Genomic DNA, 14,273 nt, shown 5'->3' on the forward strand with positions numbered 1-14,273 from the left:
CTATCCCACACCAACGTGGCCTGTCAGCCGACCGTTTCTGCGTGTGGGCCGACCGGATGCGCGCGGACCTGGATCCGCTGCTCACGCGTCGCCGATGACGCTGGTGAAAGAGCGCAGCCGCAGGCTGTTACCGACGACGAGGAGGCTGGAGGCCGCCATCGCGGCGCCGGCGAACATCGGGTTGAGCATGCCCAGCGCCGCGAGGGGGATGGCGGCCAGGTTGTATCCGAAGGCCCACACCAAGTTGGTCTTGATGGTGGCCAGGGTTCGCCGGGACAGCCGGATCGCGTCGACGGCGGCACGCAGGTCACCGCGGACCACCGTGAGGTCGGCGGACTGGATCGCGACGTCGGTGCCGGTGCCCATAGCCAGGCCCAGGTCGGCGGCTGCCAACGCCGCGGCGTCGTTGATGCCGTCACCGACCATGGCTACCACTTTGCCCTCGGATTGCAGGCGTTTGACCGCAGCGACCTTGTCTGCGGGCGTTGCGTCGGCGATGACCTGCGCGATGCCGAGTTCGTCGGCGATGTGGGCGGCGACGGTGCCGTTGTCCCCGGTTAGCAGCACCGGCGTCAAGCCCAGCGCGGTGAACTGCCGCACCGCCTCGGCGCTGGACGGCTTGACGGCGTCGGCGACCACGAGGATGCCTTGGGCCAGGCCGTCCCAGCCGACGGCGACAGCGGTCTTGCCCTCGCTCTCGGCGCGGTTTTTGGCCGCCGAGAGGGTCGCGTCGAGGCGGATTCCGCATTCGGTCAGCAGGCTCTCGCGCCCGACGACGACGGCACGACCGTCGACCATTCCGCGCACACCCTTGCCGTTGACCCCGATGAAATCGGCGGGTGCCGGGAGCGCGCCGAGTTGCGCCGTGGCGCCCCGGGCGATGGCCCGCGCGACGGGATGCTCGGAGGCGTCTTCCAGGGCACCGGCGTAGCGCAACAGGGTGGTGCGGTCGGTCCCGGCCGCGGCGATCGCGTCGACCAGGGTCATCTTGCCGGTGGTGACGGTGCCGGTCTTGTCGAGCACGATCGTGTCGACGTTGCGGGTCGACTCCAGCGCCTCGGGCCCGTTGATGAGCACGCCGAGCTGAGCGGCGCGGCCGGTGCCGACCAGCAGGGCGGTCGGGGTCGCCAGCCCGAGGGCGCACGGGCAGGCGATGATCAGCACCGCGACGGCGGCGGTCAGGGCGGTGGTGAGCGAGAAGCCCGCCGCGAGCCAGCCGGCCAGGGTCGCTACCGCCAGCGCCATGACCACGGGCACGAACACCCCCGAGACGCGGTCGGCGAGGCGCTGTACCCGGGCCTTGCCGGATTGCGCCCGCTCGACGAGCTTGGCCATCTGTGCGAGCTGGGTGTCGTCACCGATCCCGGTGGCCCGGACGACCAGCCGACCGCCCGCGTTGACGGTGGCGCCGGTGACGGCGTCACCCTCGCCAACCTCGACCGGGACGGACTCGCCGGTCAGCATGGAGGCGTCCACGGCCGAGGCACCCGCGACGACGATCCCGTCGGTGGCGATCCGTTCGCCGGGACGCACGACGAACTCGTCGCCGACCGCGAGCCGTTCGATCGGGACGCGGGTTTCGCTGCCTTGAAGGTCGGGGCGCAGCACCGCGACGTCCTTGGCGCCCAGCGTCAGCAGCGTGCGCAGCGCGGCGCCGGCCGTCCGCTTGGACCGCCTTTCGAAATAGCGCCCGGCGAGGACGAACAGGGTCACGCCCGCGGCGACTTCGAAGTAGACGTGGCACGGGGCGCCGTCGCGCCCGACGGTCAGCTCGAAGTCGTGCTGCATGCCCGGCTGGCCCGCCGTCCCGAGCAACAGGGCGTAGACGGACCACAGGAATGCCGCCAGGGTGCCGAGCGAGACCAGGGTGTCCATGGTGGCCACGCCGTGTTTGAGGTTGGTCCAGGCCGCCGCGTGGAACGGCCGGCCGCACCACACCACGACCGGTGTGGTCAGGGCCAGCGAAAGCCAGTGCCAGTGCGGGAATTGGAGGGCGGGAAGCATGGCCATGGCGATGACCGGGCCGGCCAGCACGATCGCGGTGATCAGACGCCGGCGCAGCGAGGTCAGTTCGGGGTCATCCGGCGCCGCCGCGTCCCGGGCGGGCTCCGGCGCGCGCTGCGGCACGGCGGCCCCGTAGCCGGCCTTTTCGATCTCGCCGATGAGAATCCGCGGGTCGTAACCGGCGGGGGCCGTCACGGTGGCCTTCTCGGTTGCGTAGTTGACGGTGGCGGAGACGTCGTCGAGCTTGTTCAGTTTCTTCTCGATCCGGGCCGCGCAGGAGGCGCAGGTCATCCCGGTGACGTCCAGCTCAATCAGAGGTGATGCGGGGTTATCGGGGAGGGCGCCCTCGTCGATCTGCCGTGGGGGCGTGCTCATGCGACCAAGACGGCCTCATAGCCGGCCTCGTCGACCGCGCCGAGGACGGCGTCCGCGTCGATGGGTTGTGCGCTGGTGACGACGAGCTTGCCCGTGGCGGCGCTGACCGTCACGTCGTCGATGCCCGGGATCTGGGCCACCTCGCTACGGACCGCGGCCTCGCAGTGGCCGCAGCTCATTCCGCTCACCTGATATTCGCTGGTGGGCATGCCGCTCCTTCTCGATCCCCCGGCAGTCTTGACCACACCATTCTGCCTGCCGGGCGGAGCGGCCTATTGCCGCAGGTGCGATCCGCCGCCGATGTACCAGACCTGACCGGTCATCCATTCGGCCTCGTCGGACAGCAGGAACGCGGTGATCGCGGCCAGGTCGTCCGGCCTGCCCAGCCGGCTGGTCTTGCCGAACATCAGGAAGGCCTGCTGCAGCGCGATGTCCGTTCTGTCGTTCCTGGGTCTCGCCCCCTTCGGGCAGCAGTGGTTTGTGCATGCCGCGCAGGTGCGGGTATTCGTCGGCGGCCGAACCGATCAGGATCATCGAGCCCCCGCGTTCGCCGTCGATGATGTCTCGGAACGCCTGCGGTGCGCCCGATCTGCGAACCCGAGATCAACCACCAGCTCGGCGTGGCCGCGTGCTCGGCACTCGAGCTGCCCCGCGAATTCGCGACGAAGATCGGAATCGTGTTGCGCGAAGAGGTCGCGCGGTTGACCAAATCAGGCTTCTGGCCGGCGGCCCGGATACGCTGCCGGGTAGCGGAAGGAGACATCATGACCGTCACTGTCGTCGACCGGGGTCCCCGCCAGGTGACCCGCAGGGTCGAGGTGGCCGCTCCCGCCGCGGAGCTGTTTGCGTTGGTGGCCGATCCACGCCGTCACCACGAGCTGGACGGATCCGGCACGGTGCGCGACAACATCACCGTGCCGGAACAACTGCTTGAGGGCTCGAAGTTTTCGACACACATGAAGATGTTCGGCCTTCCCTACCGGATCACCAGCACGATCACCGCACTGACGCAAAACGAACTCATCGAATGGCGCCACCCGTTGGGCCACCGTTGGCGGTGGGAATTCGAGAAGCTGTCGCCGACGCTGACCCAGGTCACCGAGACCTTTGACTACCGCGATGCCGGCACGCTCAAGAACAAGCTGAACTACTACGAGCGGATGGGCTTCGCAAAGGCGAACGCGACGGGCATCGAAGCGACGCTGAGCAAGTTGCGCGATCGCTACGCGGGGTGATCACCCCGCCGTCGGATCGGCTGCGTCCCAAGGCATCACGCCGGAGACCCAGTGGCTGAGTTCGCTGGCCTGGTCGTTGCGGTGCAGATGGCGTGGCGGCGTTGCGAAGGTGGAGTAGGGCCGGCAGCGGATGACGACGCGGTTCTCGCGTTCGCACATGTCCCGGATGTGCGGGCGGGCCTCGTCGCCGAGTGGTTGGCCGGACATCCGGCCGGCCACCGCCATCATCACGTCGACCGCCAGGTCCCGGTCTCGGTCGATGGTGGCGTCCGCGTAGACCTGCAGATAGGCGAACGGCCAGCGCTCGTCGAGGACGCACAGGCTCACCTTGGGATCGCGTTCGACGATGCGGGCCTTGCCACGGCCGGCCATCGTGGAGACGAGCAATTCGCCGGTGTCGGTGGGGATGTAGTACACGATCGACATCGCCGGGCCGTCGTTGCGGCGGCGGTAGCCGAATACACAGGTGCGATGTGTGCGCACGAACTCGCGTCGTTCGGACGGGAGCATGTCGCGGTCGGTGGGAGCGGTGAAGGGCTCTGCCGCCAGGGGGAGGAGCATGGCGAATGTTCCTTGCTGTCAAGGAGGTTGATCCATCCGTTATTTATGAATACAGTGTCTCCGTAATGTATGGGCGTGTCAAGCGGCAGGAGCGCCACGGTGAGTGATGTGAGTGACACCAACCGGCCGCGGCGCCGGTCCCGCGGCCGCCCGGCCCTGCCGGTGGAGCGCATCCTGGCCGCGGCCGTCGAACTCGTCGACGAACAGGGGCCCGAGGCATTGTCGATGCGCTCGCTGGCGCAGCGACTGAAGTCGGGTACGGCCACGCTGTACCGCCACTTCTCCAATCGGTCGCAACTGGTCTCCCTGGTGATCGACCATATCCTCGGGGAGGTCGACCTCGACGCGGAAGAGCTGGCCGCCCTGCCATGGCAAGACGCCTGTACCTTGTTCGCGCAGCACATGTTTGACGCATTGAGCCGGCACGGCAATGTCGCGCCCCTGTTGATCGAATACACGCCGATGGGGCCGAGCGCATTGGCCAACCGCGAGCGCTGCCTGGCCGTCCTGCTCGACAACGGCTTTCCACCGGCGGTGGCGGCCCACGCGTACGCGACGCTGGCCCGCTACGTCCTGGGCTTTGCGATCCAGCTGTCCGGCACGGCGGCGGACGACGGTGAACGAGACGCCGAACTCTCGGCGGTGTTTCACCGACTCGATCCGTCCCGCTTTCCCGCGACGGTCACCGTCGCCGACGACCTGCCCGTCCCGTTGGCCGACGAATTCGCTTTCGGGTTGCGGCTCATCGTCGCGGGCCTCGAGCGGTTGCGGAAGTGAACGCGAACGCGGCCTGAACCGTGGGTTGGGCGGATGCCCCGTTCTACCCCCGAAAGGACGTCGCCCGATGATCGACCACACCCTGGCGCCGGCGCTGACCCGGTGGGGACACCTCGGCAGCCGCTACGGCCTGGTGCTCGTCCTGGCGTGGATCGGAGTGGGCAAGTACGAGAAAATGGAAGCCCGGGTATTGATTCAGCACAGCCCGTTGATGAGCTGGGTCTACGACGTCTTCAGCGTCACCTTCGTCGCGCGTGCACTCGGAACGATGGAAATCGTTGCCGCCCTTCTCATCGCGCTGCGGCCGCTGTGTCCGCGGGTGTCGGCCGCGGGCAGCGCACTGGCGGTGGTGTTGTTTTTGGGTACGCTGAGTTTTCTGTTCACCGCCCCCGGTGTTGTCGTAACCCACGCCCACGGCTTTCCGGTGCTCTCGGCGCTACCGGGCCAATCTCTGCTCAAGGATCTGGTCTTGCTCGGCGTCGCGTTGTGGACGTTGGGCGAATCACTGACGGCCGTCGGTAAAGAGCGTTCCCCGCAGTAGTCCCTTGGCCGAATCGAGCGTCGCGGCGTAAGCGTCCGGGCCGAGGCTGGCCGCCCGTTCCGTCAGCCCGCGCGTCAGCGCATGGATCGCATTCACCGCGGCGTGAGGATCGGTGCCGGCGGGCAGCGCGCCCTGCGCTCGGGCGTCCCCGATGATCTCAGTGATGGTGTCGCGCAATGCTTTCGGCCCGGATTGTTGCAATCGGGTGCCGTGTTCGTGGCCGATCACGCGCATCGCCCGCTCGAAGGCGGCCAGGTCGGGATAGTCGCGCATCAACCGGCTCGACTCGTCGAGCACCGCGGCGAGGCGATCGACGACGGTGTCGGCCCGCGCGGCGGCGGCCCGCAATCGGGGGAGTGCGATCCGGTCCATCTCGCCGACGGTGGCCTCGAGCAACTCGGACTTGTTCGCAAAGTAGTGATACAAGGTGGCGCTGGTTATGTCTGCGGCGCGGGCGATCTCACGAATCGTCGCCCGGGTGCGTCCCGCCTCGGCCACACAGCGCATCGCCGCGGCGATGATCCGTGCCCGGGTCTGCTCGGCATCGGCGCCCACCGGCCGGCCCAATTGCGGCCCAGTGACGGTCATCCCGCGCCCTGGGTCCGTCGGTCACCCACCGCGTACCTCCGCGCCGACACCGAATTGATCGTCCGATTATATTCGATCTGTCGGAACTATCGGCCGACGGACAGGATGCGACCAGTGCAGGCAGCACCGTGACACGGGCGCAACGCGGGCGTCCGGTCGGTGCCAGCGGCGAGGAGACACGCCGGCGGATCATCGTCGCCACCATGCGGTGCGTCGCCACGGCGGGGTACGCCCGCGCGACGATTCGCGAGATCGCCCGCACCGCGAACGTGACCAGTGCGAGCCTCTACAACTACTTTCCGACCAAGTCCGAACTGATGAAGGCCGCGGTGGCCGCACGGACCGACATCGCGGTGCCGCGACTGTGCCGGGCGGCCGCTGGCCCGGGCGACGCGATCGCGCGCCTCGAAGCGGTGCTCGACGAATCGGGCCGGCTGATGCGTGAGTACCCCGACCTCGCGGCGTTCGAGTGGGTGATCCGGGCGGAGAACGCGATCGCCGTCGACGCCACGGCAACGGGCGAGTTTCAGGCGTTCCGCGGAATCATCGACGGCATAGTCGAGGGCGCGTTCCGCGAGGGCGGGCTCGCCGGCCGTGCCGACCGGAGCGGCGTCGCCGAGGCGGTCTACGCGCTGATCTACGGCCTGACCGAGTTGGCGGCCACGCTCGCGCCCCACGACTATCACGCGGCACTGGCGTCGGCGAAGCAACTGATCAGGGGCACCCTGCTCGGCACGGGTTCGCCGGCATAGTCGCCGGTAAACGGTCTTCTGCGCCGGCGCGCCCTTGATATGATCAAGCGATTGATTATAGGGTCGAGGCCACGGAGAGGACCCGAGGCCGTGACCCAGACCGTTGGCCAGACGCTTGACGTCGACGCGCTGCGACGCAGGTACGCCGAAGAACGTGCGCGCCGCATCCGCGCGGACGGCATTGCCCAGTACGTGGAGATGGCCGGCGCGTTCGCCCGGTTCGGCGAAGATCCGTGGGCCGACGGGGACCACGCCCGCGAGCCACTCACCGATGAGGTGGACGTGGCCATCGTCGGCGCCGGATTCGGCGGGCTGTTGACCGGGGCGCGGCTACGTCAGCTCGGCGTCGAAAGCGTGCGGCTGATCGACCGGGCGGCCGACGTCGGTGGCACCTGGTATTGGAATCGTTATCCCGGAATCGCGTGTGACGTCGAGTCGTATGTGTACATGCCGCTGCTCGAGGAGCTGGGCTACACGCCCACCGAAAAGTATGCGAAGGGCCCGGAGATCTTCGCGCATTGCCGGCGGATCGCCGAGCACTACGACCTCTACCGCGACGCTTGCCTGCAGACCGATGTGCGGGAAATCCGTTGGGATTCAGCGGAATCGCGGTGGATCATCCGCACCGACCGGGGTGACGAGATGCGCGCCAGGTTCGTGTCCATGGCCAACGGCTATCAGGCCAAACCGAAGCTCCCGGGCATCGACGGACTCGGCACTTTCCGCGGGCACGCCTTCCACACCAGCCGGTGGGACTACGCCTACACCGGCGCGCAGCTGCAGCATCTGGCCGACAAGCGCGTCGGCATCATCGGCACCGGCGCCACGGCGATCCAATGTGTACCGCACCTGGCCGCTGCCGCCCAGCGGCTCTACGTCTTTCAGCGCACCCCGTCCTCGGTGGACGTGCGGGCCAACCGCGCCACGGATCCCCAGTGGGCCAACGCTTTACAGCCCGGCTGGCAGCGCGAGCGGATACAGAATTTTCAGATCCTCACCGCCGGAGGTCAAGCCGACCAGGACCTGGTCGCCGATGCCTGGACGAGCATCACCCGCAAGCTGCCGGTCATGCGTCACGACGGAGACGGCCTCGCCGATCCCGAACAGCGCGGCCGCGACATCGAGCTGGCCGACTTCGCCAAGATGGACGAGATCCGGGCGCGCGTCGCCGCGATCGTCGCCGATCCCGCCACCGCCGAGGCGCTCAAACCGTGGTACGGGTACTTCTGCAAACGTCCCTGCTTCCACGACGAGTATCTGCAGACGTTCAACCGAGATAACGTGACCCTGGTCGACACCCGCGGCCGCGGGGTGCAGCGGATCACCGAAACCGGCGTGGCGGTCGACGGCGTGACCTACGAACTCGACTGCCTTATTTTCGCAACGGGTTTCGAGGTGGGCACGGATTATTGTCGCCGCACCGGATTCGAGTTGATCGGCCGCGACGGCGTGACGCTGACCGAACACTGGGACGACGGGGTGCGCACCTTCCAGGGCCTGTGCACGACCAGATTCCCGAACTGCTTCATCGAAAGCATCGCCCAGGCAGGCCTGACGGTGAACTTTCCGTACCTGCTCGACGTGCAGGCCGGCCACGTCGCGTGGATCATCGCGACCGCACTCGCCGACGGCATCACCGAAATCGAGGCCGCACCCGACGCCGAAGCCGCTTGGGTCGACACGGTGCTGGCCCGCTCGGTCGCGAGCGCGGAGCGCGCCAAGACGTGTACGCCCGGCTACTACAACCGGGAAGGCAAGGCCGACGCCAAGACTCGACAGGGCAGCTTCTTCTTCGGCGCACCCACCGAGTACGCCGACATCCTGGAGCAGTGGCGGGCCGACGGCGACCTGAAAGGCCTACTGGTCCGCCGCGCCGGGGACAGACCGTGACAAGCCGAAAAGCCCGTGCGCTCTATGCCATTGGGCGGCTGCGGGCGGCGACCCGGCGCCGGCGCGGGCCGAAGGTGGCCATCATCGGCGCCGGCTTCGGCGGTCTGGGCGCGGCCATCGCCCTGCGCCGCGCGGGCGTCGACGACCTGGTGATCATCGAGGGCGCCGACGGCGTCGGCGGCACCTGGCGGCGCAACACCTATCCTGGCGCCGCCTGCGACATTCAGAGCCACCTGTACTCGTTTTCCTTCGCCCCCAACACATCCTGGAGCCGCACCTATGCGCGGCAGCCCGAAATACTGGCCTACCTGGAATCGGTGGCCGACGATTTTGACCTGCGCCGCCATCTCCTGCTTGACACCATGGTGCGCTCGGTGCGCTGGGACCCGCACGCCGGCGCGTGGCATTGCGAGCTGGAGCGCGACGGTCAGCCGGCCACATTGACCGCCGACGTCGTCGTGTGTGCGGTCGGCCTGTTCGGCTCCGCCAAGCTCCCCGATATCGAGGGGCTGCGCGACTTCGCCGGCCCGGTGCTGCACACCGCCGCATGGGATCACGACCTCGATCTGGCCGGCCGGACCGTCGCGGTGATCGGCACCGGCGCCAGCGGGGTACAGTTGGTGCCCGAGCTGGCGAAGACCGCCGGCCGTGTCACGGTCTTCCAGCGCACCCCGCCGTGGATGGTGCCCAAGGACGACCGCCCCTACAGCGCAACGGAATTGGCCCGCTTCAAGCGGAGCCCCCTGGCGCTGCGCCGCACCCGCTGGCAGATCTGGAAGTTTCAGCACGACAACACCGCGACCTTCGTCGACGACCCCGTGGTGATGGCGCGCACGCAGATCGCGGCGTCGTTCCTGTCCCGTACCGTCGACGACGAACCGCTGCGCCGGGCACTGACGCCGGAGTATCCGTTCCGCTGTAAGCGGGTGCTGCTGGGCGACGACTACTACCGGGCCTTGCAGCGCGACAACGTCGAGCTGGTCACCGACCCCATCGCGCGTATCGGCCCCGCCTCGGTGATTACCGCGTCGGGTGCGGAAGTCGACGTCGACGCGATCGTGCTGGCCACCGGTTTCGAGACGTCTCGCTACCTGTCCGGCATCGACGTCGTCGGCGCCGGTGGGCGCAAGCTGCACGAGCACTGGGGTGACGACCCGTGCGCCTACCTGGGGGTCGCGGTCAGCGGATTCCCGAACTTCTTCATGCTCTACGGCCCCAATACCAATCAGGGCGGCAACTCCATCGTCTACATCCTCGAGGCCGGGGCGCGGCTGGTCGCCAGTGCGGTGAGCCGGCTGGCGCGCCGCGGCGGATACCTCGACGTGCGCCCGGAGGCCGAAAAGCGTTACAACGAGGCGCTTTCCGCGGACCTGGAGCGCACCATCTGGACGCAGTGCGACAGCTACTTCCGATCGCCGTCCGGCCGGATCGTCACCCAGTGGCCCTACACCGAGGTGGAGTATGCGCGCCGGACCTGGCGGCTGCGGGCACGGGAGTGGGCCCACGGTAGGGCGCCGAACGGACGGACGACGCTGCCTGAGACCGAAACCGACAGCACCACGAACCTGTGGCCCGCAGCTAGGTCGGGCCGCAGAGGATCAACCGTTTGATCGTATGGCGGAACAAGATCCGGCGGCACATCAGCGCGCGGGATCGTCGGCGACCTCGATATCACCGGCCGCTGCCGCGGCGCGCAACTGGTGGAAGTCGTCGAGTGATTTGTCGGCGTAGCCATACGACCAATCGGCCACCGCGTCGTGCACGGCGCTACTGGTGCCGACATATCCCCGCAGAATGGACGCGTTGGCACTCTGCGCGTGTGCTCGGGCCAGCAGCACCGCACAGGCGAGGACGTATTCGGAGAAGATCGAGGCCGACAGGCCTTCGATGTCGATGCTGCCCTTCATGTCGTGAAACTGGCGGACGTAGTAGTCGCGGCCGTCCTTGCGTGTCGTCCCCAGGAACACATCCGACATCGCCTGCAAGATCAGCTGACCGTCAATCACGCGCACGCCTTGGCCCTTGGCCTCGACCGCCGCGGTGAGGGCGTCCGGCTGCGGCCAACCGCCGTATTCGTCGAGCACCGATCGAGTGGCCTCTTTGATCTGGATGATCAGCGGTGTTCCGTTGGGGCCGACCAGAATGACCAGATAGCACCGGGTACCGACGCTTCCTACGCCGACGACCCGAAGCGCGATGTCGGTGACGCGAAAGTGCGACAGCAACAACGCCACGTCGGCCGGAACCGCGGCCAGATATTCCTGAACCGACTCGATCAAGGGCGCTTCAATGTCCTCCTCGACGTGCTGCAGGACGGGAGGTGCCTCACGCAGGCGCGGGGTGCCGTCCGCGCCAATCTCCATAATCTGCTTGAAGACTCGCTCTGACGTTCGCGTGCGTGCCCGGGAGATCGTCTTCTGGATCACCGCCTGCAGGCCCTTGGACATCGTTCCGGTGTAGTGCTCGGGTTCCACCCGTAGGTAGTAGCGGTCCAGAACGTTCATCTCCTCGAGCATCGCCTCGAGGCTGGTTTGATAGCCCGTCAACGCCTCTTCGACACAGCGGCGGATCGCCTTGCCCGGGTATTTAGCGTGACGGCCACCGATGATAGCGCTGGTGATCAGGCGTTTGACGTCCCACTCCGCGGGTGCGACGGCGGCCTCGTCGAAGTCATTCAGGTCGAAGACGATCGAGCGATGGGGGGCGGCGTACAGGCCGAAATTCGAAACGTGCGCATCGCCGCAGCACATGACTTCGATCCCGCTGGACGGGCTTGTGGCGAGGTCGGCGGCCATGACCGCCGCCGAACCTCGGTAGAAGGAAAACGGGTCGGCGAGCATGCGCGCAAACCGGAGCGGGACGAGTTCCTCTAGCCGATCGGCGTTTTGGGCGACGAGAATTTCGGTCGCTGTTCGGGTGGATGGTGTCAGCTGCGCGAGGGACCGTCTAGGCGCGGTTTTGCGCAGCGCCCGCCCGCGTGCCAGATCCTCGCTCGGAACCTCGACGTCGATCAGGCGGTCACGCAATGCCCGTTGCGGCATTTGACCAGCATAGTCACCGCGGCGGGCATTCACGTCAGGCTGATTCTCATGGCTGTCGCCGGGTGGCCCGATCGTTGACATTCTTAAAAATGTTCGGTGCCACACGGGGCCGTTTGGCACATCATCATGATCGGTGATGGGAGGTGTGGCTGGCGTGGTGAACTGCTGCCCCCCGATGCGCACTTCGAGCTGTACTACCTGGTCTAGCCGGCGGCGGACGCCCTGGCGCGTTCGGTCATCGAGGCGATCACGCCACCGTCGTTGAGAATGTCTGTGCCGGTGAGGTATCCGGCCTTCTCGCTGGCGCAGAAGGCGAGCAGCTCGGCCACCTCTTCCGGCTTGCCCCACCGCGGGACGGCGGCGTTGGCGACCATCGCACCCGCGCCGGCCTGCTCCTCGAGCCGGCCCATCTCGGTGTCGATGGAGCCCGGTGACACCGAGACGATGCGCAATCCGCGGGCGTTGAATCGCTCGGCCTGCGACTGGCTGTACCACTTCACGAAACTCTTGCTCACGGCGTAGGCGAGGCCGGAGCGCGCCCCCTCGGGAGCGATGCTGCACGCCGCCAGCATGGCGTCCATGAAGGCGCCCGTGTCGTTGAGCGCTTGCGGAAATTGTTCTGCCGGAACGATTTCGGCGGGCAGCATGTGCGCCGCCATCGATGCCACGTTGACGATCACCGCGCCCTCGCCGGCGACCGCGAAGAACTCCTCGTTGACGTTGACGGTGCCGACCGCGTTGGTCCTCATGACGTAGTCGGCGGCGCCCATGCTCGGGCTGACCCCGGCGGTGTGGATGACGGAGACGACCGTGCCGAGGCTGCCCGCGGTGCCGAGCAGGTCTGCGACGGCGCGCCGGTCGGTGACATCGCAGTCGACGGCCGTCGCGGCGAACCCGAGGTCCTGCAGGGTCGTGGCCGCAGCCGCCAACCGGTCCTGCCTGACGTCACACAGCACCAGGGCGTGGTCGCGGCCGACGATTTTCGCCGTGGCCAGGCCCATGCCGCCCGCGCCGCCTGTGATCACCGACACTCGATTCATACCTGGACCGTATACGCAGAATGCTGTCGAACCCGGGCGGGGGAGCGGTCGTCGGAGTGACGGAGGCCTACCGCGGGTGGGCGGAACCCTCCGGTTCGTGGTGTGGGTGACCGCTGTGCCGGATGGCCCTGCCGAAGAACGGCGCCCTGACGGTGGTGAACAGGTGGCGGCGGTTGATGATCAGCCCGGCGACGGCCACCGCGGTGTAGACGCCGCAGAGCAGCAGCCGCCCCTGTGTCGAGAAGATCGGGAACTGGACCACGAACAGCCCGAGCAGTGTGCACGCCGCGGCGCGATGGAACCTCAGCGCCAGGATCAGCGCCACCCCCATCATGGTCTGGGTCGCGGTGAGCAGCACCTCCTCCACCTGCCGGGAGTCGAGGTGCAGGGAGAACCCGCCGCCGCCCAGCAAGTGGGCGATGGGCAGCGACCCGATCAGCAGGGTCCACTGGTTGACCTTGGAAGAGATCAGCGTGGCGATGGCCGCCGTGCCCTTGCCGCGAGTGGCGAAGATGGTCGCGATGATGAATTCGGGCGCCTCGGAGGCCAGCGGGGCCAGCCACTGCACCAGCAGGAAGCGATTGATGCCGAGTTCGGTGCCGGCGGCGACCAGGTTGTCGGCAAAGGGCTTGGCGCACAGCAGGATCACCCCGCCCGACACCAGGAACAGGCCGACCACGGTGACTCGCCGCCGGCGATCGGGCAGGTCACCCAAGGCGGCCGCGGTGCCGATCAGGTCGGGCTCTTCAACGTCGCCGTGGCTGATCTTGTAGAGGTAGAACCCGAACCAGGCCAGCAACGCCAGCCCCAGCCCGAAGTGGATCTGCCCGCTCGCCGGGATAACGAACGCGAGGACGCCGGCGATCAACAGGAATCCGAGTTCGACGCGGTTTGCTGGCTCTAACGTCAAACCGGTGGTCTTTTCCGAGCCGGACTTCCGCGCGACCAGGATGCTCACCAGCACCACGACGGGCCAGCCCAGACCCATCAACAACCGGTTGGACCCGGTCATGTTGGCGGCGGCGTACTGCGTGTAGTCCGCGTTGTGGCCGGACACGTAGGCGTAATAGAGGTCGACGGCGTATTCGGGCAACACCGCGATCAGGGCGAGCAGCGCCGTGGCCAGCCCGCCGGAGACGTCGATCTGCGCGGCCTCGGCCGCCCACGCCAGCAGAAAGCTGGCCCCCACCACGGCGGCCCCGAAGATCAGCAGGGCGAGCACCGCGCCGGTGTGCAGGCCCGCGATGCGGACAACCACGGCCGGGACGACGAATGCGCCGGTGATCAAGCCGGAGCGGGTCAGGGTGCGGCGCCGCCAGAGTGCCGTCGTCGAGACGGTGGCTGCGGGCCTGTCTATGGCGAGCATCGTCATCCTTCGCACTGCCGATCGGCCTCTACGTCGGCTCGGGTGCCGTGGTGAACCGGTTACCCAAGGTACCCGCGGCGGCGGGGGTCAGCAACGCAGCGGG

General features: G+C 67.8%; 13 protein-coding genes and 1 pseudogene. 6 read left to right on the forward strand and 8 right to left on the reverse strand.

The window, feature by feature from the left end; genetic code table 11:
* Positions 1 to 81: 81 nt before the first annotated feature.
* The 3 genes and pseudogenes from B8W69_RS17290 to B8W69_RS17300 all read right to left on the reverse strand — a co-directional run.
* On the reverse strand, positions 82 to 2,379 hold the full coding sequence (locus B8W69_RS17290; protein ID WP_085291031.1) for a heavy metal translocating P-type ATPase: 2,298 nt from the start codon (positions 2,377 to 2,379) through the stop codon (positions 82 to 84).
* Positions 2,376 to 2,588: a heavy-metal-associated domain-containing protein gene (locus tag B8W69_RS17295; protein ID WP_064886031.1), complete on the reverse strand. Its 213-nt coding sequence runs from the start codon at positions 2,586 to 2,588 to the stop codon at positions 2,376 to 2,378. The genes B8W69_RS17290 and B8W69_RS17295 overlap by 4 nt, the downstream gene beginning before the upstream one ends.
* Positions 2,589 to 2,651: 63 nt before the next feature.
* Positions 2,652 to 2,838: pseudogene (locus tag B8W69_RS17300) on the reverse strand (SDR family oxidoreductase); the annotation flags it as partial.
* Between the two features lie 305 nt (positions 2,839 to 3,143).
* Between B8W69_RS17300 and B8W69_RS17305 the strand changes: the two are divergent.
* Positions 3,144 to 3,614 (forward strand): SRPBCC family protein, encoded by a 471-nt coding sequence (locus tag B8W69_RS17305; RefSeq protein ID WP_085291087.1) that lies wholly within the window; start codon positions 3,144 to 3,146, stop codon positions 3,612 to 3,614.
* Here B8W69_RS17305 and B8W69_RS17310 read toward each other — a convergent pair whose 3' ends face one another.
* A complete protein-coding gene (locus B8W69_RS17310) occupies positions 3,615 to 4,175 on the reverse strand; it encodes a pyridoxamine 5'-phosphate oxidase family protein (RefSeq protein ID WP_085291032.1) in 561 nt (186 codons plus the stop codon).
* Between the two features lie 162 nt (positions 4,176 to 4,337).
* On the opposite strand from B8W69_RS17310, the gene B8W69_RS17315 reads away from it, so the two are divergent.
* Together B8W69_RS17315 and B8W69_RS17320 are read left to right on the forward strand one after the other, a co-directional pair.
* Complete coding sequence (locus tag B8W69_RS17315; protein ID WP_085291088.1) at positions 4,338 to 4,952, forward strand: TetR/AcrR family transcriptional regulator; 615 nt, start codon at positions 4,338 to 4,340, stop codon at positions 4,950 to 4,952.
* 67 nt (positions 4,953 to 5,019) lie between these two features.
* Positions 5,020 to 5,493: a YkgB family protein gene (locus tag B8W69_RS17320; RefSeq protein ID WP_085291033.1), complete on the forward strand. Its 474-nt coding sequence runs from the start codon at positions 5,020 to 5,022 to the stop codon at positions 5,491 to 5,493.
* Here the strand turns inward: B8W69_RS17320 and B8W69_RS17325 are convergent.
* Positions 5,455 to 6,081 carry a TetR/AcrR family transcriptional regulator gene (locus B8W69_RS17325; RefSeq protein ID WP_085291034.1) on the reverse strand — a complete coding sequence of 209 codons (627 nt, stop codon included), beginning with the start codon at positions 6,079 to 6,081 and terminating at the stop codon, positions 5,455 to 5,457. The two genes, B8W69_RS17320 and B8W69_RS17325, sit on opposite strands and share 39 nt — an antisense overlap.
* Before the next feature lie 128 nt (positions 6,082 to 6,209).
* On the opposite strand from B8W69_RS17325, the gene B8W69_RS17330 reads away from it, so the two are divergent.
* The 3 genes from B8W69_RS17330 (at position 6,210) to B8W69_RS17340 (ending at position 10,333) form a co-directional block, all read left to right on the forward strand.
* Positions 6,210 to 6,833, forward strand: a complete 624-nt coding sequence (locus B8W69_RS17330) for a TetR/AcrR family transcriptional regulator (RefSeq protein ID WP_085291035.1) — start codon at positions 6,210 to 6,212, stop codon at positions 6,831 to 6,833.
* Positions 6,834 to 6,923: 90 nt separating this feature from the next.
* Positions 6,924 to 8,723, forward strand: a complete 1,800-nt coding sequence (locus B8W69_RS17335) for a flavin-containing monooxygenase (RefSeq protein WP_085291036.1) — start codon at positions 6,924 to 6,926, stop codon at positions 8,721 to 8,723.
* The gene (locus B8W69_RS17340) at positions 8,720 to 10,333 is read left to right on the forward strand and encodes a flavin-containing monooxygenase (protein WP_245843284.1); all 1,614 of its coding nucleotides are present in this window, start codon (positions 8,720 to 8,722) and stop codon (positions 10,331 to 10,333) included. Before B8W69_RS17335 ends, B8W69_RS17340 begins: the two co-directional genes overlap by 4 nt.
* A 30-nt stretch (positions 10,334 to 10,363) precedes the next feature.
* Here B8W69_RS17340 and B8W69_RS17345 read toward each other — a convergent pair whose 3' ends face one another.
* From B8W69_RS17345 to B8W69_RS17355, 3 genes are all read right to left on the reverse strand, one after another.
* Positions 10,364 to 11,764, reverse strand: coding sequence for a DUF2252 domain-containing protein (locus B8W69_RS17345; RefSeq protein WP_085291037.1), 1,401 nt, complete (start codon positions 11,762 to 11,764; stop codon positions 10,364 to 10,366).
* A gap of 203 nt (positions 11,765 to 11,967) precedes the next feature.
* Positions 11,968 to 12,804, reverse strand: a complete 837-nt coding sequence (locus B8W69_RS17350) for an SDR family oxidoreductase (RefSeq protein ID WP_085291038.1) — start codon at positions 12,802 to 12,804, stop codon at positions 11,968 to 11,970.
* Positions 12,805 to 12,871: 67 nt separating this feature from the next.
* The gene (locus B8W69_RS17355; RefSeq protein ID WP_085291039.1) at positions 12,872 to 14,176 is read right to left on the reverse strand and encodes a calcium:cation antiporter family protein; all 1,305 of its coding nucleotides are present in this window, start codon (positions 14,174 to 14,176) and stop codon (positions 12,872 to 12,874) included.
* Positions 14,177 to 14,273: the final 97 nt, after the last annotated feature.

The organism is Mycolicibacterium vulneris (genome assembly GCF_002104765.1).
Classification (GTDB): Bacteria; Actinomycetota; Actinomycetes; order Mycobacteriales; family Mycobacteriaceae; genus Mycobacterium; species Mycobacterium vulneris.

Coding starts and splice junctions, on each gene's coding strand:
- B8W69_RS17325 (WP_085291034.1), bottom strand. CDS start 6,081: ATGACCGTCACTGGGCCGCAATTGGGCCGGCCGGTGGGCGCCGATGCC.
- B8W69_RS17305 (WP_085291087.1), top strand. CDS start 3,144: ATGACCGTCACTGTCGTCGACCGGGGTCCCCGCCAGGTGACCCGCAGG.
- B8W69_RS17320 (WP_085291033.1), top strand. CDS start 5,020: ATGATCGACCACACCCTGGCGCCGGCGCTGACCCGGTGGGGACACCTC.
- B8W69_RS17345 (WP_085291037.1), bottom strand. CDS start 11,764: ATGCCGCAACGGGCATTGCGTGACCGCCTGATCGACGTCGAGGTTCCG.
- B8W69_RS17310 (WP_085291032.1), bottom strand. CDS start 4,175: ATGCTCCTCCCCCTGGCGGCAGAGCCCTTCACCGCTCCCACCGACCGC.
- B8W69_RS17295 (WP_064886031.1), bottom strand. CDS start 2,588: ATGCCCACCAGCGAATATCAGGTGAGCGGAATGAGCTGCGGCCACTGC.
- B8W69_RS17350 (WP_085291038.1), bottom strand. CDS start 12,804: ATGAATCGAGTGTCGGTGATCACAGGCGGCGCGGGCGGCATGGGCCTG.
- B8W69_RS17355 (WP_085291039.1), bottom strand. CDS start 14,176: ATGACGATGCTCGCCATAGACAGGCCCGCAGCCACCGTCTCGACGACG.
- B8W69_RS17290 (WP_085291031.1), bottom strand. CDS start 2,379: ATGAGCACGCCCCCACGGCAGATCGACGAGGGCGCCCTCCCCGATAAC.